This is a genomic window from Pseudomonas sp. MWU12-2020 (assembly GCF_023100605.1).
Classification (GTDB): domain Bacteria; phylum Pseudomonadota; class Gammaproteobacteria; order Pseudomonadales; family Pseudomonadaceae; genus Aquipseudomonas; species Aquipseudomonas fluorescens_H.
In genome coordinates this window covers 531,962-550,702 of record NZ_JALMEX010000002.1, presented here as the reverse complement: position 1 = coordinate 550,702, position 18,741 = coordinate 531,962, and the positions used below count along the sequence as shown (strand labels likewise).

Below are 18,741 nucleotides of genomic sequence, written 5' to 3'. Positions count from 1 at the left end.
ATTTTTTCTTGTGCGGGGCTGGCGCCAGCCTCCGTCAGGAGGCTTCCATCACGTCGCGTTCCTCTTCTGCGCTCAGTTGCCTGGCGATGACGGTGGATGGATGCCACGACTCGACACCGTGAATAACCGGTTTGTCCGCCAGAATCTGTTCAATGAGTTGTTGCTCGCGCAGACGTGCCGCCGCGATCGAACGCTCCTTGACGTGGCCGTAGCCGCGAATCGAATCCGGCAGGTTCGCCCATGCGACGAACGCCGACAGATTGTCCGAGTTCAGTTTCGGCAACAGGCGTTGCAGGGTTTGCTCGTAGTCACTCAGCAAGCGGCGTTCTTCGCGGCGCTCGGCGGAAAAGCCCAGCGGATCGAACCGGGTGTGACGCAACACTCGGCCCTTGGCCAGCACCTTCAGCAGCGGCAGAATCCAGCCGGAGAAAGCGACCTTTTTCGGCTCGCCGGTGCTTTCCTGCTTCTTGCGCAGCAGCGGCAAGGCAAAGTGGAATTTCAGGCGAATGCCACCGTCGAACCGGGCTTTGAGCGAGTCGGTGAAACTGCGGGTGGTGAGCAGCCGCGCAACTTCGTACTCGTCCTTGTAGGCCATCAGCTTGAACAAGTTGCGTGCCACCGCTTCGGTCAGGGCACTCTCATCACCGGCCGCCGGCAGCGCCCGCAGCTGCTCGATGACGTTGCGATAACGCGCCGCATACGCTGCGTTCTGATAGGCCGTCAGGAACTCGCTGCGGTTGTCGATCAGTTGCTCAAGGCTTTCGCGGCGGCCGCGCATGTCGCTGATGTCGCGGATCGCAATCGTCGACACGGCATCCACTGGCTGATCGAGATAAGGCGCGGCAAACGCCGGGTCCTGCGCCCACAACCGTCCCCAGGCGAAAGCCAGATGGTTGGCAGCGGCGCTGCCGGCCAGATCGATGGCTTTCTGCAGTGCTGGCAGCGACACCGGCACCGTGCCCTTCTGCCAGGCGTAACCGAGCAACAACATGTTGGCCTGCAGCGGGCTGACCAGCGAGTTCGCCAATTGCCCGGCGTCCAGGCTGTGGAACTGCTCGGCGCCGACCTTATCTTTCAAAAACGCTTGTATCGCGTCGGTTTCAATATTCAGTTGCGTGTTACGCAGCATCGCACCGGTCTGGGTCAGCGCACTGTTGGCGATGACCACGGTTTTTTTCCGCCGCAGCGTTGCCAGTGCATCGTCTTCGCTGGCCACCACCAGATCGGCCGCGAGCAGCAGGTCGGCGCCGCCGATATCGATGCGGTGCTGGTGCAGCGCATCGGCATGACCGGCCAGACGCACATGGCTCAACACCGCACCGCCCTTCTGCGCGAACCCGGTGAAATCGAGCACGCTGACGGCGCGGCCGTCGAGGTGGGCCGCCATGGCAATGGCCCGCGCCACGGTCACGACGCCGGTACCGCCGACACCGGCCAGAAGCATTTCATACGGCCTATCGAGCGACCGTGGTGCCTGCGGCAGCGCCAGCGCTTCGGCCCGCGCCAGCACTTCGGCGCTGTCGGCCAGTTTGCGCGGACGTTGCCGCGGCTTGCCGGTCACCGTCACGAAGCTTGGGCAGAACCCCTTGATGCACGACAGATCGGTATTGCACGAGTGCGGATCGATGCGGCGTTTGGCGCCGAACGGTGTTTGCACCGGGATCACCGACAGGCAGTTGGATTTGACCTGGCAATCGCCACAGCCTTCACAGACCGCTTCGTTGATCACCACTTCGGTCTTCACCAACGGCGCCGGCAATTGCTTCTTGCGTCGACGCCCTTCGACCGCGCAGACCTGATCGAAAATCAGCACGCTGACGCCACGGGTGTCGCGCAACTGCTGCTGCACTTGCTCGAGTTTTTCCCGGTGAAACACTTCGATGCCCTGAGGCAGGCTGTCATGCGCCTGATAGCGTTGCAGGTCGTCCGCCACCACCACGATTCGCTGGGCGCCTTCGGCCTTGAGCAGCTCGACGGCTTTTTTCACCGTCAGCTTGCCGTCGATAGGCTGGCCGCCGGTCATGGCCACCGCGTCGTTGTAGAGCAGTTTGTAGGTGATGGTCGCGCCGGCCGCGATAGCCTGCCGTACCGCGAGGAATCCGGAGTGGAAAAAAGTGCCGTCGCCAATGTTCTGGAAGATGTGCGGGGTCTGCACAAACGGCGCCTGCCCCAGCCAGTCGACCCCTTCCCCGCCCATCTGCACGCTGCCGGTGGTCGAGCGTTCGGGCATGCGTGCGGCCATGGCATGGCAGCCGATACCGAGCCGCGCTTCACTGCCCTTGGGCACCTGGGTCGAGGTGTTGTGCGGGCAACCCGAACACAAATAAGGCGTGCGGCGGATCCAGTCTTCGACCCGCGAAACGCAGGGCGTAAGCCAGAAATCCGGAAGGCTCGGTTCGATGCCCAGAGCTGGCAGGCGCTGCTGCAGCAGCGCGGCGATGCGCGACGGGCGCAGCTCTTCGTGATCGGAGATCAGCGCTGCGCCGTTTTCGTCGGTCTTGCCGATGATCACCGCACGCTGGTCGTGGGCAGCGTTGTAATACTTCTGCTTGAGCTGCTCTTCGACGATTGCCTGCTTCTCTTCGATGATCAGCACCTTGCCGGCCCGCTGGGTCCAGGCGTCCAGCACCGGCGACAGCGGATAAACCAGGTTGATCTTGAGCAATGCGACGCCGGCATTTTCCAGCTGTTCGAGGGAAATGCCGCATTGCTGCAAGGCCTGGCGTACATCGCCATAGGCCTTGCCGACCGCAGCGATGACCAGTGTCGGTTGTGCCGGTGCGGTGACCGCCGTGTCAATCGGGTTGGCCAGGGCAAAGGCCCGGGCGGCATCGAGCTTGAAAGCGGTGCGGCGTTCGATCTGCATGCCCGGCAGATCCGGCCAGCGCCAGTGCAGACCGTCCGGTCCCGGATTGATCTCGGGGGTGACGAATTCGGGCAGCGGCGAGGACTCAACCGAAGTCGTTGCCTCGACCGTCTCGGTGATTGCCTTGAAACCCACCCACAAACCGGAGACACGTGACAGCGCCCAGCCCCACAGGCCGCAGCGTTCGTAGTCAGCCAGTCCCGCCGGGTGAATCACCGGCAAGCCCCAGGCCATCAGCGTGCGATCGGATTGGTGGGACATCGACGACGACACGCAACCGTGATCATCGCCGGTTACCACCAGTACCCCGCCGTTGGGCGACGAGCCATAGGAACTGCCGTGTTTGATCGCGTCGCCGGATCGATCGACGCCCGGGCCCTTGCCGTACCACATGCCAAACACGCCGTCATACAGACGCTGCGGATCGGTTTCGACGCGCTGGGTGCCGATCAGGGCCGTTGCCGCCAGATCCTCGTTGATCGCCGGCAGAAAGCGGATGTTCGCGTTTTCCAGAACACTCTTGGCCTTGACCAGCTCGCGGTCCACGCCCCCCAGCGGCGAGCCGCGATAACCACTGACGAATCCCGCGGTGCGAATGCCGTTGGATCGATCAAGGGCAGCCTGGGACAGCAGCAATCTCACCAGGGCCTGCTGGCCGCTGAGAAAGATGCGCTCGTTGGGCTGCGCGTGTTCCCGGCAGTACATCGAGCGGCTGTCATAGTTTTCGATCCGCGACAAGGTGGTTTGCGCCTCATCAGCGGCGAGTTTGTCGGGTTGCAGGCGTTGACGTTCTGAATCAATGGAATCCAAGTACACAGTTTCAAATCCTTATGAAAACTTCACATTGAATGTGCTTATTTGCGCACTACAGCAGAGGGTTGCATCAAAACTTTCGACCGCAACACGACGGTGATTCGGGCGATATGAATACCTGATCAGACGCGCAGAAAGACGCACTCGCACGGTTCCGCGACATCTCGGGAACACATCGAGTTATTTCAATCTTTCTTAATAGTCAGCGCAGAACCCGGTACTAATCTTCAATTCCTTATGAAAACTTTACTTTAAACCTACTTGTATGTTCACCAATGCAAGCACAACTCAGCCTCGCCATTTTGCACAGGCGATAGTTGCGGAAAACACGCAAACAGTTGTTCACCACAAAATGATTGGCTTGAGTTACTGCCCCATCAAATACAAGTAAAAAGTCTCAAATCCTTGTGAAAACCTTACTTTCAACGCACAGACCCGCACGGCCGAATGCATCACCTGCGGCCTGGAAAGCAAGCGAGTGCACAGGGGCTTTTCGGCTTTTTGAAAAGGCGATGTTCTCGGCTGAACCCACGAATTCCCGGGGTTCTATCGAATGATTGTCATGATTTTGACGACGCGACAATGACGTCGCGATTTCAGCCGCTGCACGATCCTGAGCTGCTCCCGGGCAAATGCCGGGAACGAGCTGATCGAGCCGAAATCGAAGCGGTTCCGATCCAATGGAATCCAGATACAAAGTTTCATTCCTTATGAAAACTTCACACGACCGTCCTGGTCGCTTTATTACAGCCGTTATAAAACAGCCAGCATCTCGGGCAAAAAATAGTAGGTTCGGAGCGCTCATCTTGTCAATCGTTGTAACAAACATTTAATGGTAAATCGCAAACTATGAACTATCTGGTTCACGCAATCATCACAGTGCATTGCCCATGGCATGATGCTCCAGGTTTTACATTATCGAATCAGCTGTCCAACTTTTGAATTAACACACGGCCACTCTTCAATCGATTGCTCGACGCAAAACTTCGTCCATCGCCAGCAATTATCGGTTAGTCACGCAATGGCTCGGCAATATCACGGCCGCGCGCTCTAAGACCAAAGTATTACTTTACATAAGCGGATAACTGGAAAAGCGCCTTTGCCCGTGCAACAACTTTCAAGGCGCCTGATACTCATCGATGCCAAGCCGTTCTAGCGCAAAAAAAGACATTGATTAAAGAATCGCTGCCCGACAGTGCTTGTGGTGTGGCAGGAAGTCAGCCTTTATCCTTGTCACCCCCGCCGTATCGCTGTCAGGAGTCAGTCCATGCCCCATGAAGGCAACCTGTTACAAGCCGCTGTCGTGTTTCTCTTCGCAGCCGTGCTCACCGTGCCTTTGGCCAAGCGTCTGCAATTGGGCGCGGTGCTCGGTTATCTGTTGGCGGGGGTGATCATCGGCCCGTCGGTGCTTGGCCTGATCGGCAATCCGCAGAGCGTTGCGCATATCTCGGAACTGGGCGTGGTGTTGCTGTTGTTCATCATCGGCCTTGAGCTGTCGCCACGCCGTTTGTGGGTGATGCGCAAGTCGGTATTCGGCGTGGGCCTGGCGCAGGTGCTACTGACGGCGGCGGTGATCGGCGTGCTGGCGTTGTACGTGTTCGGTCAGCCACTGAACAGTGCGATTGTGTTGGGTCTTGGCCTGGCGCTGTCGTCCACGGCTTTCGGCCTGCAAAGCCTGGCCGAGCGCAAGGAACTGACCAGCCCCCATGGGCGACTGGCGTTTGCGATTCTGCTGTTTCAGGACATCGCCGCGATCCCGTTGATCGCACTGGTGCCGATGCTCGCTGGCGGCGGCCACGAAACCAGCAGCGCGGGAAGCCTCAATCATGGTTTGCAGGTGCTCGGCGGGATCGCCGTGGTGGTGGTCGGCGGACGTTATCTGTTGCGCCCGGTGTTTCGCGTGGTGGCAAAAACCGGTCTGCCGGAGGTGTCTACCGCCACCGCATTGCTGGTGGTGATCGGCACGGCGTGGCTGATGGATCTGGTCGGCGTGTCGATGGCGCTCGGGGCTTTCCTCGCCGGCCTGCTGCTGGCGGATTCGGAATATCGGCATGAACTGGAAGCGCAGATCGAGCCGTTCAAGGGCCTGCTGCTCGGGCTGTTTTTCATCAGCGTCGGCATGGGCGCCAATCTCAGTCTGCTGCTCAGCGCACCGATCACCGTGTTGGGCCTGACGCTGCTGCTGATCGGTTTGAAGTTGCCGCTGCTGTTTGTGGTCGGGCGTCTGGCCGGTGGGCTGACCAAGGTCAGTGCGATTCGCCTCGGTATCGTGCTCGCGGCGGGTGGTGAGTTTGCCTTTGTGGTGTTCAAGATCGGGCGCGATCAGGGCCTGTTCGAGCCGCGCCTGTATGACCTGCTGGTGCTGACCATCACCCTGTCGATGGCGTTGACGCCGTTGCTGCTGTTGATCTGTGCGCGACTGGTCAGCCCCAAGGTGCAGCCGGTGGAGGTGCCGGAGAAATTCCGCGAGATCGACACCGAGGCTCCGCGCGTGGTGATCGCCGGCATGGGTCGGATGGGCCAGATCGTGGCGCGGATTCTGCGCGCGCAGAACATCAAGTTCGTGGCGCTGGACACGTCGGTGGAAACCATCGAGCTGTCGCGCAGTTTTGGCGGTGTGCCGGTGTTCTATGGCGACCCGATGCGCCCGGAAATCCTCCATGCGGCGAAGGTCGGCGAGGCGGAGTATTTCGTGATTGCCACGGACGATCCGGAGACCAACATCAAGACGGCCGAGATCGTGCGCAAACTGTATCCGCACATGAAGATCATCGCCCGCGCACGTAACCGTCAGCACGTACATCGCTTGGTCGATGTCGGCGCCGAGCCGATTCGGGAAACTTACTATTCGAGTCTGGAGATGAGCCGCCGCACGCTGGTCGGCCTCGGCCTGACCCAGGCCCAGGCCGATGCGCGGATCAAGCGATTCAAGCACCACGACGAACAGGTGCTGGAAGCCCAGCACGCGGTCTACGACGACGCCGCCAAAGTCCTGCAGACCGCCCAGGAAGCCCGGGCGGAGCTGGCGCGGTTGTTCGAGTCGGACCAACTGGAAGAGGAAGCGCGCAAGGCCTGATCTCCTTGCACAGATCCAAGCTTCAGGCCTACAGCACTGACGCCTTCGCGGGCAAGCCCGCTCCCACAGGTTTTGTGAACGACCGAAAACCCTGTGGGAGCTGGCTTGCCAGCGAAGAGGCCTGCACATTCAACATCAATGTCACTGGGATCAGGCCAGCTCTAATTCACGCTCTTGCTTGACCGGCGCCACCTCAAACCGGTCCGCCAGGAACGGTGTGATATCCAGCGGCAGCGCTTCGTGGTTGACCAGTTTGTCCAGCAGCACCCCGGTAATCGCCGAAGTCAGGATGCCGGTGCGGAAGTGTCCGCAGGCATTCAGGTAACCCTCCACCCCACGCATCGGCCCGAGGATCGGCAGCTCATCCGGGGAACCCGGACGCAACCCGGCCCAGGTGCGCTTGAGATTGACGTCCTTGAGTTCCGGCAAGCAACGCACCGCGCCCTGCACCAGCCCGGCGATTTCCGGGTAGGTGGTGGTGACGTCGAAACCTTTGTCTTCGGTGGTGCTGCCGATCAGGATTTCGCCGTTGTCCTTCTGCGCCACGTAGCAGTCGCTGGTGGTCAGGCAACCGTTGAGGATCTTCGGCATGCGCTCGGTCAGCAGGATCTGGCCCTTGACCGGTTTCACCGGAATTCGCACACCGGTGGCCCACTCGCTCAAGTCCGCCGCCCAGGCGCCGCCGGCATTGATCAGGGTCTTGCAGTGGAACACGCCCTCCTCGGCCGTCTGCACGCCAGTCACGCGGCTGCCGTGGTGCAACACGCCGGTGACGTTGGTGTTGACGTAGATGTCGACGCCATTCTGCCGCGCGCCTTCCATGTAGGCATCGGCGAGTCGGAACGGGCTGACCTGGTGATCACAGAGAAACTCCAGCGCACCCCGGGCCTCATGGCTGACACTCGGTTCAGCTTCGCGCAGCGCCGCCTGATCGAGCCAGCGCACCTGATCGGCCAGATGCGGAATGCAGCTGACGATGTGCTCGGCGTAGAGCCGGTCTTCGTCGTCATAAATGACGAATTTCAGCCCGGTCTTTTCGAACTTGAAATCCATCCCGTGTTTGTCCTTCAGCTCGCGGTGCAACGCCGGATACAGCGCGTTGGACTGCAAGGCGAAATCGAAGAACGACTCCGGCAGGATGTGCGGCGTGCTGGCGTCCACCGCCACCGCGGCGCCCTGGGTTTCGCGCTTGCGGTTGGCCGACATCATGCGGAAGAAAATCACCCCGCAGCCCAGCCCCACTGACTCGCCGATGGCCCACAAGCCACCGGCCGAAGCGCGGGTCGCGTTACCCGGACGCTTGGCGTCGATCAGCGCGACCTTGAGACCTTCGCGCTTGGACAATTGATAGGCGCAGGACGCCCCGATCACGCCGCCGCCGGCAATGATCACGTCGTAGAACTTACTCATGGGAAGTGGCCTCCGTGCCGACGGACTGGAACGCGGAAAAAGGAATCGGATCGATCGGGAAGCGCGGGCGCAGCCAGCCGACGTCCTTGCGCCCGGTGGCCTGGCGCAGGCGGTCGCTGCAGTAGCCGACGCACATCCGTCCCTGACAATCGCCCATGCTGACGCGAGTGCGCATTTTCAGGCTGGCGATGTCCTGCACGCCCTGCTCCAGCGCCAGATCGATGTCGGCGCGGGTCGCGTGTTCACAGCGACAGATCACCGTATCGGCGGCCGGCAAAGCGGTCTGGCCGACGCCACGTTCGGTGTAGCGGTCGATGGCTGCACGGAAGCGCACGATGGATTTGAGTTTGCCCAGATAACGGTCGCGGCGTACCCGCGCCAGTTCTTCTTCGATTACCCCGCGTTGCAGCAGGATCGAGGTCGCCGCGATCTTGCCGGCGAGCATCGCCGCTTCACCGCCACGAATCCCGCCCATGTCACCGGCGAGGTGCACGTGCGGCTCGTTGCTTTGCTGCCAGTTGTTCGAGTTGGCGCGCAGGTAGCCGTCGTCGCTGAAACCGTGATCGAGGCCCATCTGCTGACTGAGTTGCGTGCGCGGGATGAAGCCGTAACCGACCGCCAGGGTCTGGGCTTCGAAGCGCTCGATCTGGGTCAGATCAGGTTCCCAACTGGCCGAATACGGCGCGACAGTGACACTCTTCAGCTCGCCTTCGCCGTGCGCTTCGACCACGCCCCAGCCGTAGTTCATCGGGATACCGTGCAGTTTCAGATACGCGAGCATGCTCAGGCCGTCGAGGAACAGCTGCGGTTTATTCAACAGCGCCAGGCTTTCGCGGGCGATCTTGCCGAAGGCGCAGGCTTCATACACACCCGCGACCTTGACCCCGGACGCGTGCAACTGCGTCGCCACCAGCGGCAGCAGCGGCCCGGTACCGGCGATGATCACCGGCCCTTGCGGCTTGACCACACCACTTTTGATTTGCAGTTGCAGGCCGCCGAGCATGATCACCCCCGGCAGGGTCCAGCCGGGGAATGGCACGCTGCGCTCGTGGCAACCGGCAGCCAGGAGCAATTGCGGGTACGCGATCTCGTGCAGTTGCTCATCGCCGTCGAGCACCACCAGCGCACGGGTGCCTTCGGCGCCGACCACGCGGTGATTGAGGCGCACATCGATCAGCCCGGATTGCTCCTGGAAATCACCGTGCAGTTTGTTCAGCGCTTCGGAATAGCGCGGCCCCAGATAATCCAGTTGCACGCCGTCACGCAGCGGCCCGCGATAGACCACGCCGCCAAGGCGCGAGGCTTCTTCGAGCAAGGTGCAGCGCACACCGTGGCGTGCCAGTTCAATGGCCGCCGCCATCCCCGCCGGACCACCGCCGACGATCACCGGTTGCAGGCTCATACGACCTCCTGCTCGTTGATGCGGTTGACCTGGGTTTCAATCTGCATGCCGTCGCGCACCACGGTCTGACAGGCGCGGCGCTTGTGGCGACCGTTGATTTTCACCAGGCAGCACTGGCACACGCCCATGCCGCAGTAGGCGCCGCTGATCTGGTTGTGATCGTTGCGTGCGACCTGACGCACGCCGAGGGACTGAATGACGCTGAGGACGGTTTCGCCGATGGCCGCGGTAACCGGTTGGCCGTTGATGTGGACGGTCATATCCGCCTGGGTCAGGGGCTGGATATCGAAGGTGCGTTCTAGGCAGTGCATTACGATGTTCATCCGTGAAAAGGTTCAGGGGTAAGTGTTACGTCAGCTCCTTGCTGCTCTACACCGTGCGGCCCGTTTAATTGTTGGTTCGGGGCGGGCTCGCGGGTACTTCGTCAGCGCAGCAAAGTGCGCGTGAAGCACTGTAGTTCATACCTCAGCAAAGGCCTGGATCATTTACGTTAGGCGAAGTTGCCGGCGCAAATATTGATCCAGGCCAGTGAAAGTGGTCGGATTGTTCAACGATTCAGTTGGAGAAGACAAACTGGCCCTTGATCTTCTTCGACCCCATGAAACCGAGGTCGGGAAACAGCAGGTTTTTCACCCAGGCGACGAAAAACACCATGGCCAGCGTCGTCACCACGCCGATGATCACCGACACCGGGTCTTCGGCGTAATCCTTGAACATCTGTGGCACCTGGCTGATCGACAGCAACGTGTACACGGTGTAGGTCTGCGCCGAGTTGCGATAAAAACCCCAGGCGAACAATAGCGAAATCCCCCCGGCGAGCAATCCGAGGAAGATTGCAAAACCGGCGCTGATCGTCAGTCCCAGAAAATAGCCGCCCACCAGCCCGAACAACGCCTGCGCGTAGATCAGCCCGAGCAGTATTTTGATTTTGCCGGCATGCCGCTCGAGCAATTGCGGATCCGGACGTGAGCCGATCCAGTAGGCCAGCACTTTGTCCTTGACCACACCACCAGACAACGCCTTGAAGGTCTCGGTTTTCGAGCGCCCAGCCTCCAGCATCTGCATTGCCTGACGTTTGATTTCCTTCTTGTCCAACGTGCTTTTCCTTAAGTAGAGAAATCCCGGGCTGGAGCGTTGCGCTCCAGCCGCCAATTCTCGCCTTGTTGAACCCCGGAAAGCAAAAAGCCGCTTTCACCGTGAAGTGAAAGCGGCCGAGGCATGAACCTCAATAGAGCATCTGGATCAGTGTACGAACAGGGCGATCAGGATGATGATCGGGATCGGCACACCGAGGAAAAACAGTAGTAGAGAGCGCATGGTGATTCTCCTTGTTTAACGAACTGGAGGCAGTGTGGTGGTGGCGGTGTAGGTCTCGACTTCGACGTACTCCACCGCATCCCGACGACGACCGCCGTAAGTAGCGGCGAGGCTGGCGAAGAACGCACCGGCCAACAGCGCAATGAATGTCCACAGCGAAGTCCAGGCAGCGACTTTGGCGGCGGTATCGGCAGCTTGCTGAGCCTTGACCTTGGCATCGGCGATGGCTTTCTGAGTACGGGCATACACGTCATCGACACGTTTCTCGGCGTCGGCCTGACTCAGGTTGGTCCGTTGCGCAACCAGTTGTGCGAGGTAGGTGCGGTCTTCAGGGCTGAGCTGACCATTGGACAGGCTCTGCACGAAGATCCGGGCCACAGCGCCATGGGCGGCGTCATCGCTGACGGACGCCGGACGATCATCGCGGAACAGGCTGTCGATGAAATACCCGTACTGATTGCTGTCGGTGTTGGCCGCTGCGGTACCGGCAGCCTGAGTCATCGCGCTTGCTGCCCCACCGGCGACACTGGCACCGGCCTGAACGCCACCGCTGATCACACTGCTGACCGAGCCGATCACCAACACTGCAGTGACCAATGTGGCTACACACCAGGAGAGGAAGCCATGGGCGGTATCACGGAAATACACTTCATCACCGTGCATGTTGGCCCACTTCACGCGCAGGCGACCGGCGATGTAACCACCGAGACCCGAGGCAATGATTTGCGTCGCCGCCAGCCAGACAATCGTGGAAATCCCCAGGCTCTTGGCGCTGACGCCCTCTCCGGCCCAAGGTGAAACGGCAGAGAATCCCAAACCGAAACCAAGCAGCACCAAAATCATCGACAGTGCTGCGGCCGCCGCTGCGCCCGCGAAAATCGCGCCCCAGGACACGCCTGACACGTTGCTCGACTCTCCTTCGAAGGCAGGATAAAACCCATCAGAGGATCTATTCATTGTTGTAGTGCTCCAGGCATGAAAAATGGTGTTACAACTCGTCATCGGAGGAATTGCAGCGACCGTGCCATTTGCCAACTTTAAATAAATCGTTAGATTTCAATCAGTTAAAAAGAATGAACTTCCTAAGACCATGCAATTTGCAACAAACCAGGCAATTCGGCGGGTTTTCTGCATTGCTGCCAAATCGCGCAGACGTCCGGATTTGCGTTTGTGACAGGCTATACATGAAAGTTAATTTAAAGCGCGCCGGAAAATACTTGGCAAAATGCTGCCATTCCGTTTGAACCGATCAAGGCCTGCTCTATGACTCGTATTTTGACCATCGAAGACGACGCCGTGACTGCCCGTGAAATCGTTGCCGAACTCAGCAGCCACGGCCTGGAAGTGGATTGGGTCGACAATGGCCGCGAAGGCCTGGACCGTGCCGTCAGCGGCAACTACGACCTGATCACCCTCGACCGCATGCTGCCAGAACTCGATGGCCTGGCCATCGTTACCACGCTGCGTACCATGGGCGTGGCCACGCCGATTCTAATGATCAGCGCGCTCTCCGATGTCGATGAACGTGTGCGCGGCTTGCGCGCTGGCGGCGATGACTACCTGACCAAACCGTTCGCCACCGACGAGATGGCCGCGCGCGTAGAGGTGCTGCTGCGCCGCCAGAACAGCGTCGCCACTCAGGCCACCACGTTGCAGGTCGCCGACCTCGAACTGGACTTGATCAGCCACGAAGCGCGCCGCGCCGAGCAAGTGCTGACGCTGCTGCCGACCGAGTACAAGCTGCTGGAATTCCTCATGCGCAACAGCGGCCAGATCCTGTCGCGGATGATGATTTTCGAAGAAGTCTGGGGTTATCACTTCGACCCGGGCACCAACCTGATCGACGTACACATCGGTCGTCTGCGCAAGAAGATCGACGCGGCCGGCAATGTCCCGCTGATTCGCACGGTACGGGGCTCGGGTTATGTCATTGCCGAACCCGTCTGACGGCTGGCGTTCCTCCAGCAGCCGCTTGCTGGCGCTGTACAGTTCGCTGTTCGTGGCATGGAGCGCGATCCTCATGGGGGTCATGTATTTCGAGGTTTCCGGCTACCTCGACAACCTCGCCAAACATTCGTTGATGCAACGTCAGCATCTGTTTTCGCACTTTCGCGGTGAGCAGCTGGAAGAAGCGCTCGCCGCCAGCATGACCTTCGACATCCGCGGCATCGACGCCTATGGCCTGTTCGACGCCCAGGGCGTGTACCTCGGCGGTGCCTTGCAACAGTTGCCCGAAGGCCTGCCGCTGGATGGCAAGATCCACACCCTGGATGACTGCGCCGACTCCGACGACCCGACCCTGCCCGCTGACAGCTGCGACGCGGTGGCAACCCAGACCCGCGACGGTCGCTGGCTGGTGTTGCTGCGCGATAACGGTTCGTTGTTCGCCGTGACGCGGATCATTCTGCACGCGTTGTTCTGGGGTGTGTCGCTGACGATCCTGCCGGGGATTGCCGGTTGGCATCTGCTGCGCCGTCGTCCGATGCGGCGAATTCGGGCGATTCAGGACAGCGCCCAGGCGATTGTGGCCGGCGACCTGACTCACCGCTTGCCGCTGTCCAATCGCCGCGACGAACTGGACATGCTCGCCGCCATCGTCAACGCCATGCTCGATCGCATCGAACGGCTGATGCATGAAGTCAAAGGCGTGTGCGACAACATCGCCCACGACTTGCGCACCCCGCTGACGCGTTTGCGCGCGCAGTTGTATCGCATGCAGCAACAGGCCGGTGAAGGTTCACAGGAGGCGGCGCAACTGGATCTGGTGCTGGCCGAGGCGGATACGCTGATGGCGCGGTTTCGCGGATTGCTGCGGATTTCCGAGCTCGAAGACCGTCAACGGCGCTCAGGATTTGTCGAGCTCGATCCGGTGCAACTGCTCGAAGAACTGCATGAGTTCTACCTGCCACTGGCCGAGGAAGGCGAACTGCTGTTCGTGCTGAACATGCCGGAAACTCTGCCGCCGTTGAATGGCGACCGAGCGTTGCTGTTCGAGGCGCTGGCGAATCTGCTGAGCAACTCGATCAAGTTCACCCCGGCGGGCGGCACGGTGATTTTGCGTGGCGTGAATGATGGCGGGCATACGCGAATCGAGGTCCACGATTCCGGACCGGGGATCCCCGAGGCCGAGCGTGAGGCGGTATTTCAGCGTTTCTATCGGGCCGAGGGGGGGCAACCGCAGAGTGGTTTTGGCCTTGGTTTGTCGATTGTGGCGGCGATTGTCAGCCTGCATGGCTTCAGTCTTGAGGTCGGCAGCAGTGAGCTGGGGGGCGCGAAGCTGGTGCTGGATTGTCGGCAGAGTTTGATCTCGCAGTCCTGAAATTCACCCGCGATGCAATGTAGGAGTGAGCCTGCTCGCGATGCCGGTGAATCAGCCAACATATTTGTTGTATGACTCACCGCTATCGCGAGCAGGCTCACTCCTACAATCCGCTGCCAGAACACAATCCCTCTGTGGGAGCGGGCTTGCTCGCGAAGGCGTCGGGTCAGTCGACATCTTTATTGGATGACTCTCCGCATTCGCGAGCAAGCCCGCTCCCACATTCAGATCTTTGTCAGATCAGGCCGGGTAATTGGCCCGCAGTGCTTGAAGGCCACCCTGATAGATGCCGTTGAACAGCGCCACCACTTCTTCCTCGCTCACGCCCTTGGCGTTGAAGCGTCCCGACCACGTCACCCGGGCGCCCTGCCCCTGGGCTTCGACCTTGATCGTCGCCAGGTAATCAGTCGCCGGAAACGGCGCCTGTTCGATCGAATAGCTGTAGGTCTTTGCGCCGTTATCGAACGCTTGCAGGCGCTCGATCACCACGCCGCCATCAGCGGTTTGCAGGGTGCGCACGCGCCCGCCTTCACTCAGCTCACTCTTGGGAATGAACGGCAGCCAGTCCGGCAGCGTGTTGAAGCCGCCAATCAATTGCCAGACCTGATCGGCCGAGGCCGGGATGTCGATCGTTGCTGATGCAGTTGCCATAAATAAAGGTTTCTCCAGAAGAGTTCGGGTTCAGATCGCCATGCTGTCGACGACGCCGCCATCGACCCGCAGCGCCGCGCCCGTGGTGGCCGAGGACAGCGGCGAAGCGATGTAAGTGACCAGATGCGCGACTTCTGCAACATCGGCCACGCGCTGGATGATCGAAGTCGGACGCGCCTTGCGCACAAAGGCGTCGGCCTCATCGCGCAGGCTGCGACCGGACTCGGCAGCGGCGTCCTTGAGCATGTTTTCCAGGCCATCGGTGAAGGTCGGCCCCGGCAGGATCGCATTGACCGTCACGCCAGTGCCAGCCAGACGTTTGGCCAGGCCATGGGACACCGCGAGATTGGCGCTTTTGGTCACGCCATAGTTGAGCATGTCGGCCGGGGTTGCCACGCCGGATTCCGAAGACAGGAAGATCACCCGGCCCCAGCCCTGCTCGACCATTGCCGGCACGTAATGCCGCGACAGGCGCACACCGGAAATCACGTTGACCTCGTAGAAGCGCGTCCACTCGCTGTCCGGCGTGTCGAAGAAATCCACCGCGTCGAAGATCCCCAGGTTGTTCACCAGGATGTCCGCACGGGGTTCGGCGGCGAACAATTTTTCCGCGCCCTCGGCGGTACCCAGATCGGCTGTCAGACCACGCAGTTGCGCACCCGGCACCTTCTGCCGAATGCTCGCCAGCGCCTGATCGACCTTGGCCGTTTCGCGTCCGATCACCACCACCGTGGCGCCGGCTTCGGCCAGCGACTGACTGATGCCCAGACCAATACCGGCGGTGCTGCCGCTGACGATCGCCAGTTTTCCACTCAGATCTATTTTCATGCTTTCACCTCATCGATTGGCAACGGTGCACGTTCGGACACCAGTTTTGCGTCACGCATGGCCTGCCAGAAACCGGCGGGAATCAGCGCCGACAATGCCGCGACATCTTCAGCAATGCGCCCCGGTTTGCTCGCACCCGGAATCACCGCAGCAACGGCGGGATTGGCCAGCGAGAATTGCAGGGCTGCCGCTTTTACATCGACGTTAAAAGTAGCGGCGATACGTTTGATCTGCTCGACTTTGGCGATGACCTGCGCGCTGGCCTTCTGGTATTCGAAGTGCGCGCCGCCGGCCAGGATCCCCGAGCTGTAAGGGCCGCCGACCACGATCTCGACGTTCTGCGCCCGTGCCGAATCCATCAGGCGTTGTAGCGCACGTTCGTGATCGAGCAAGGTGTAGCGCCCGGCAAGCAGGAAGCCATCGGGTTGCGCTTCCGTCAGGTCGAGCGTCAGTTCGCACGGCTCGACCTTGTTCACACCCAGGCCCCAGCCCTTGATCACGCCTTCTTCGCGCAGTCGGGTCAGCACTTTGAACGCGCCGGTGCGGGCCTGATTGAAGTATTCCAGCCATTGATCGCCATAGAAGTCCTGGGCGATGTCATGGACCCAGACGATGTCGAGGCGATCGGTCTGCAGGCGCTTGAGGCTGTCTTCGATCGAGCGCAGCGTGGCGTCAGCGCTGTAGTCGTTGACGATCCTGTTCGGGCGACCGTGTTCGAACACGCCGCTTTTTTCGCCCAGATCGCGAGCGGCTGCATCTTCCACTTCATCGAGAATCACTCGGCCGACCTTGGTGCTGAGCACATAGTCATCGCGCTGGTACTGTTTAAGCGCCTCACCCAGGCGGATTTCCGACAGGCCCGAGCCGTAGAACGGCGCGGTGTCGAAGTAGCGCACGCCGGCATCCCACGCGGCATGCACGGTGGCTTGCGCTTCGTCTTCCGGGATGGCGCGGAACATGTTGCCCAGCGGTGCGGTGCCGAAGCCGAGCTGGCCGGGCAGTTTGTCTTTCAAGCTCATTGAATTGTCCTCAGAGGTGTCTGGGTCAGTGTGACCGTTGAGCAGATCGTAGATTGCGACACCGAGACCGTCCAAGACATAATGCGCAGCACTTGAGTCCCTATAGGTCTGACATGATCGACATCCGCCAGTTGCGCTACTTCGTTGCCGTCGCCGAAGAAGAACACGTCGGCCGCGCTGCCGAACGGCTGCATATTTCCCAGTCGCCGCTGAGCCGGCAGATTGCCCAGCTCGAAGAACGCCTGGGCCTGACTCTGTTCGAGCGCAGCCAGCAGCGCATCCGTCTGACCCGCGATGGCCAGACCTTTCTCGCCGAGACCCGCGCCCTGCTGACCCACGCCAGTCGCCTGGAATCCCTTGGCAAACGCCTGGGCCGGGGCGAAGAAGGCGGGTTGTGCATCGGCTATAGCGAGAACGCCATGCACGCCGGGGTGCTGCCCAATGCCCTGCGGGTGTTGCGGGTCGATCGGCCGAATGTGCATGTCGCGCTGTACAACCTGAGCTCCACCGAACAACTTGAAGGCCTGCGTCAGCGGAGCCTCGATATCGCCTTGGTGAGCGAGCCGCCGAGCGACGACGATCCGGATCTGCTGGGTTTTCAGGTGCTCGACGATCCGATGCTGCTGGCGCTGCCGGAACAACATCCGCTGGCCCGACACACCGCGCTGCGCCCGGAAGATCTGGCCGATCAGGAATGGATCGGCGTGCAATCGCGTCAGGGCGCGAACAATGAGTTTGTGAGTGCCTGCATCCGCGCCGGGTTCACTCCGGATGTGCGCATGCAGGCTACCGAGCCGTTCACCGCGCTAGGACTGGTGGCGTCCGGGCTGGGGATCGCGATGATCCAGAAAGGCCTGAGCCACAACGCCCCGCCCGGCGTAATACTGCGGGAAGTGCCATGGCTGGCATTTACCACACCGCTGTGGGCGGCGTGGCACCGGATCAATTTGCGGCCGTTGGTGGAGACCTTTCGCAAGGTCCTGACCGACCCGGTCCCCTACGACCCACACACACTTCCCTGTGGCAGCCAGCCTGCTGGCGATAGCGTTGGCAGATCCAGCATCACTGCCGGCTGACAGTCCGCTTTCGCGAGCAAGCCCGCTCCCACCGGGGATTGTCGGTGGATCAGGGATTTTCGGCTGGCCGCGATCAAGGGTGGGAGTGGGCTTGCTCACGAAGGGGTCGGTACATTCAGCATTGATGTCAGCTGACCTGACGCCTTCGCGAGCAGGCGAAGGCCTGCGGGGAGTCGGTGGCGATCTACACTCAGGTGATCAGCTATCGACGTGAGGTGCCCATGAAGATGTCTGCGCAAATGACCGTGGTCACGGTGCTGGCCACCCTTGCCTACCTGGCGCTGGCGGTCTGGGGCATCGGTGGGCCGGCGGTGTTCTTTGCGCATGGGGCGCTGGTGCTGGTGGCGCTGGCCACGGTGCTGATGGTGGTGGCGTCACTGTTTACCGCTGTGAATATGAGTTCGGGCGAGCGCGAGGATCGGGCCAATCGTTGGGTGATTCCAGCGTTCGGGGTGATTGGGCTGGTCAGCGGATTTCTCCCGGCGTACTGCGACCGCATCGACTTCTGGACCTTCGGCGCTGAAGGCGTGCGCTGGCTCGGCGCGTTACTGTTTATCGTCGGTGGTGCGCTGCGGCTGTGGCCGGTGTTTGTGCTGGGGCGGCGGTTCAGCGGGTTGGTGGCGATTCAGCCGGGGCATCGGTTGGTCACTGACGGCATTTACACGCGCCTGCGCAATCCAAGCTATCTGGGTCTGGTGGTCAACGCCGTGGGTTGGGCGCTGGCGTTTCGCTCCAGCGTCGGGTTGATTCTGGCGGCGCTGACGTTGATCCCGCTGATCGCCCGCATCCACTCGGAAGAGGCGCTGCTGCGCGGGCAGTTTGGCGCTGAGTATGAGGCTTACTGCACGCGTAGCTGGCGGTTGTTGCCGGGGGTTTACTGACGCCATCGCCAGCAGGTGGCTGCGACATCTATCCAGTGTGGGAGCGGGCTTGCTCGCGAAGGCGCAGGATCAGTCGACACCAC

General features: G+C 60.9%; 15 protein-coding genes and 1 pseudogene. 6 read left to right on the top strand and 10 right to left on the bottom strand.

Annotation, left to right across the window (positions count from 1 at the left end):
* Positions 1-34: 34 nt before the first annotated feature.
* Together M0814_RS06605 and M0814_RS06600 are read right to left on the bottom strand one after the other, a co-directional pair.
* Positions 35-3,682, bottom strand: coding sequence for an indolepyruvate ferredoxin oxidoreductase family protein (locus tag M0814_RS06605; protein ID WP_103484692.1), 3,648 nt, complete (start codon positions 3,680-3,682; stop codon positions 35-37).
* A gap of 394 nt (positions 3,683-4,076) precedes the next feature.
* Positions 4,077-4,376 (bottom strand): hypothetical protein, encoded by a 300-nt coding sequence (locus M0814_RS06600; protein WP_146774671.1) that lies wholly within the window; start codon positions 4,374-4,376, stop codon positions 4,077-4,079.
* A gap of 570 nt (positions 4,377-4,946) precedes the next feature.
* On the opposite strand from M0814_RS06600, the gene M0814_RS06595 reads away from it, so the two are divergent.
* Positions 4,947-6,755: a monovalent cation:proton antiporter-2 (CPA2) family protein gene (locus tag M0814_RS06595; RefSeq protein WP_003223951.1), complete on the top strand. Its 1,809-nt coding sequence runs from the start codon at positions 4,947-4,949 to the stop codon at positions 6,753-6,755.
* Positions 6,756-6,905: 150 nt separating this feature from the next.
* Here M0814_RS06595 and hcnC read toward each other — a convergent pair whose 3' ends face one another.
* From hcnC to M0814_RS06570, 5 genes are all read right to left on the bottom strand, one after another.
* Positions 6,906-8,165 carry a cyanide-forming glycine dehydrogenase subunit HcnC gene (gene hcnC, locus M0814_RS06590; protein WP_103484693.1) on the bottom strand — a complete coding sequence of 420 codons (1,260 nt, stop codon included), beginning with the start codon at positions 8,163-8,165 and terminating at the stop codon, positions 6,906-6,908.
* Positions 8,158-9,567, bottom strand: coding sequence for a cyanide-forming glycine dehydrogenase subunit HcnB (gene hcnB, locus M0814_RS06585; protein ID WP_103484694.1), 1,410 nt, complete (start codon positions 9,565-9,567; stop codon positions 8,158-8,160). The genes hcnC and hcnB overlap by 8 nt, the downstream gene beginning before the upstream one ends.
* Positions 9,564-9,878: a cyanide-forming glycine dehydrogenase subunit HcnA gene (gene hcnA / locus M0814_RS06580; protein ID WP_047602019.1), complete on the bottom strand. Its 315-nt coding sequence runs from the start codon at positions 9,876-9,878 to the stop codon at positions 9,564-9,566. Before hcnA ends, hcnB begins: the two co-directional genes overlap by 4 nt.
* Positions 9,879-10,122: 244 nt before the next feature.
* On the bottom strand, positions 10,123-10,662 hold the full coding sequence (locus M0814_RS06575; RefSeq protein WP_003223943.1) for a hypothetical protein: 540 nt from the start codon (positions 10,660-10,662) through the stop codon (positions 10,123-10,125).
* A 237-nt stretch (positions 10,663-10,899) separates the two neighbouring features.
* On the bottom strand, positions 10,900-11,841 hold the full coding sequence (locus M0814_RS06570; RefSeq protein WP_003223942.1) for a hypothetical protein: 942 nt from the start codon (positions 11,839-11,841) through the stop codon (positions 10,900-10,902).
* A gap of 306 nt (positions 11,842-12,147) precedes the next feature.
* On the opposite strand from M0814_RS06570, the gene M0814_RS06565 reads away from it, so the two are divergent.
* The 3 genes and pseudogenes from M0814_RS06565 to M0814_RS29145 all read left to right on the top strand — a co-directional run.
* Complete coding sequence (locus M0814_RS06565; protein WP_003223938.1) at positions 12,148-12,831, top strand: response regulator transcription factor; 684 nt, start codon at positions 12,148-12,150, stop codon at positions 12,829-12,831.
* A complete protein-coding gene (locus tag M0814_RS06560; RefSeq protein WP_103484695.1) occupies positions 12,809-14,203 on the top strand; it encodes a HAMP domain-containing sensor histidine kinase in 1,395 nt (464 codons plus the stop codon). The genes M0814_RS06565 and M0814_RS06560 overlap by 23 nt, the downstream gene beginning before the upstream one ends.
* Before the next feature lie 71 nt (positions 14,204-14,274).
* Positions 14,275-14,424: pseudogene (locus M0814_RS29145) on the top strand (metal ABC transporter ATP-binding protein); the annotation flags it as partial.
* A gap of 19 nt (positions 14,425-14,443) precedes the next feature.
* Here the strand turns inward: M0814_RS29145 and M0814_RS06555 are convergent.
* The 3 genes from M0814_RS06555 to M0814_RS06545 are packed head-to-tail and all read right to left on the bottom strand — an operon-like array spanning position 14,444 to position 16,701.
* A complete protein-coding gene (locus tag M0814_RS06555; RefSeq protein ID WP_103484696.1) occupies positions 14,444-14,854 on the bottom strand; it encodes an SRPBCC family protein in 411 nt (136 codons plus the stop codon).
* A gap of 30 nt (positions 14,855-14,884) precedes the next feature.
* A complete protein-coding gene (locus M0814_RS06550) occupies positions 14,885-15,682 on the bottom strand; it encodes an SDR family oxidoreductase (protein ID WP_103484697.1) in 798 nt (265 codons plus the stop codon).
* Positions 15,679-16,701 (bottom strand): aldo/keto reductase, encoded by a 1,023-nt coding sequence (locus tag M0814_RS06545; RefSeq protein ID WP_103484698.1) that lies wholly within the window; start codon positions 16,699-16,701, stop codon positions 15,679-15,681. Before M0814_RS06545 ends, M0814_RS06550 begins: the two co-directional genes overlap by 4 nt.
* Before the next feature lie 113 nt (positions 16,702-16,814).
* On the opposite strand from M0814_RS06545, the gene M0814_RS06540 reads away from it, so the two are divergent.
* Both M0814_RS06540 and M0814_RS06535 read left to right on the top strand, forming a co-directional pair.
* Positions 16,815-17,777 (top strand): LysR substrate-binding domain-containing protein, encoded by a 963-nt coding sequence (locus M0814_RS06540; RefSeq protein WP_103484699.1) that lies wholly within the window; start codon positions 16,815-16,817, stop codon positions 17,775-17,777.
* 221 nt (positions 17,778-17,998) lie between these two features.
* Entirely contained in the window at positions 17,999-18,658 is a 660-nt protein-coding gene (locus M0814_RS06535) for an isoprenylcysteine carboxylmethyltransferase family protein (protein ID WP_103484934.1), read from the top strand.
* Positions 18,659-18,741: the final 83 nt, after the last annotated feature.

What these genes read in the sequence shown, in the direction of transcription:
- M0814_RS06595 (WP_003223951.1), top strand. Translation starts at nt 4,947, where the DNA reads ATGCCCCATGAAGGCAACCTGTTACAAGCCGCTGTCGTGTTTCTCTTC.
- hcnC (WP_103484693.1), bottom strand. Translation starts at nt 8,165, where the DNA reads ATGAGTAAGTTCTACGACGTGATCATTGCCGGCGGCGGCGTGATCGGG.
- hcnB (WP_103484694.1), bottom strand. Translation starts at nt 9,567, where the DNA reads ATGAGCCTGCAACCGGTGATCGTCGGCGGTGGTCCGGCGGGGATGGCG.
- hcnA (WP_047602019.1), bottom strand. Translation starts at nt 9,878, where the DNA reads ATGCACTGCCTAGAACGCACCTTCGATATCCAGCCCCTGACCCAGGCG.
- M0814_RS06570 (WP_003223942.1), bottom strand. Translation starts at nt 11,841, where the DNA reads ATGAATAGATCCTCTGATGGGTTTTATCCTGCCTTCGAAGGAGAGTCG.
- M0814_RS06565 (WP_003223938.1), top strand. Translation starts at nt 12,148, where the DNA reads ATGACTCGTATTTTGACCATCGAAGACGACGCCGTGACTGCCCGTGAA.
- M0814_RS06560 (WP_103484695.1), top strand. Translation starts at nt 12,809, where the DNA reads ATGTCATTGCCGAACCCGTCTGACGGCTGGCGTTCCTCCAGCAGCCGC.
- M0814_RS06555 (WP_103484696.1), bottom strand. Translation starts at nt 14,854, where the DNA reads ATGGCAACTGCATCAGCAACGATCGACATCCCGGCCTCGGCCGATCAG.
- M0814_RS06550 (WP_103484697.1), bottom strand. Translation starts at nt 15,682, where the DNA reads ATGAAAATAGATCTGAGTGGAAAACTGGCGATCGTCAGCGGCAGCACC.
- M0814_RS06545 (WP_103484698.1), bottom strand. Translation starts at nt 16,701, where the DNA reads ATGAGCTTGAAAGACAAACTGCCCGGCCAGCTCGGCTTCGGCACCGCA.
- M0814_RS06540 (WP_103484699.1), top strand. Translation starts at nt 16,815, where the DNA reads ATGATCGACATCCGCCAGTTGCGCTACTTCGTTGCCGTCGCCGAAGAA.
- M0814_RS06535 (WP_103484934.1), top strand. Translation starts at nt 17,999, where the DNA reads ATGAAGATGTCTGCGCAAATGACCGTGGTCACGGTGCTGGCCACCCTT.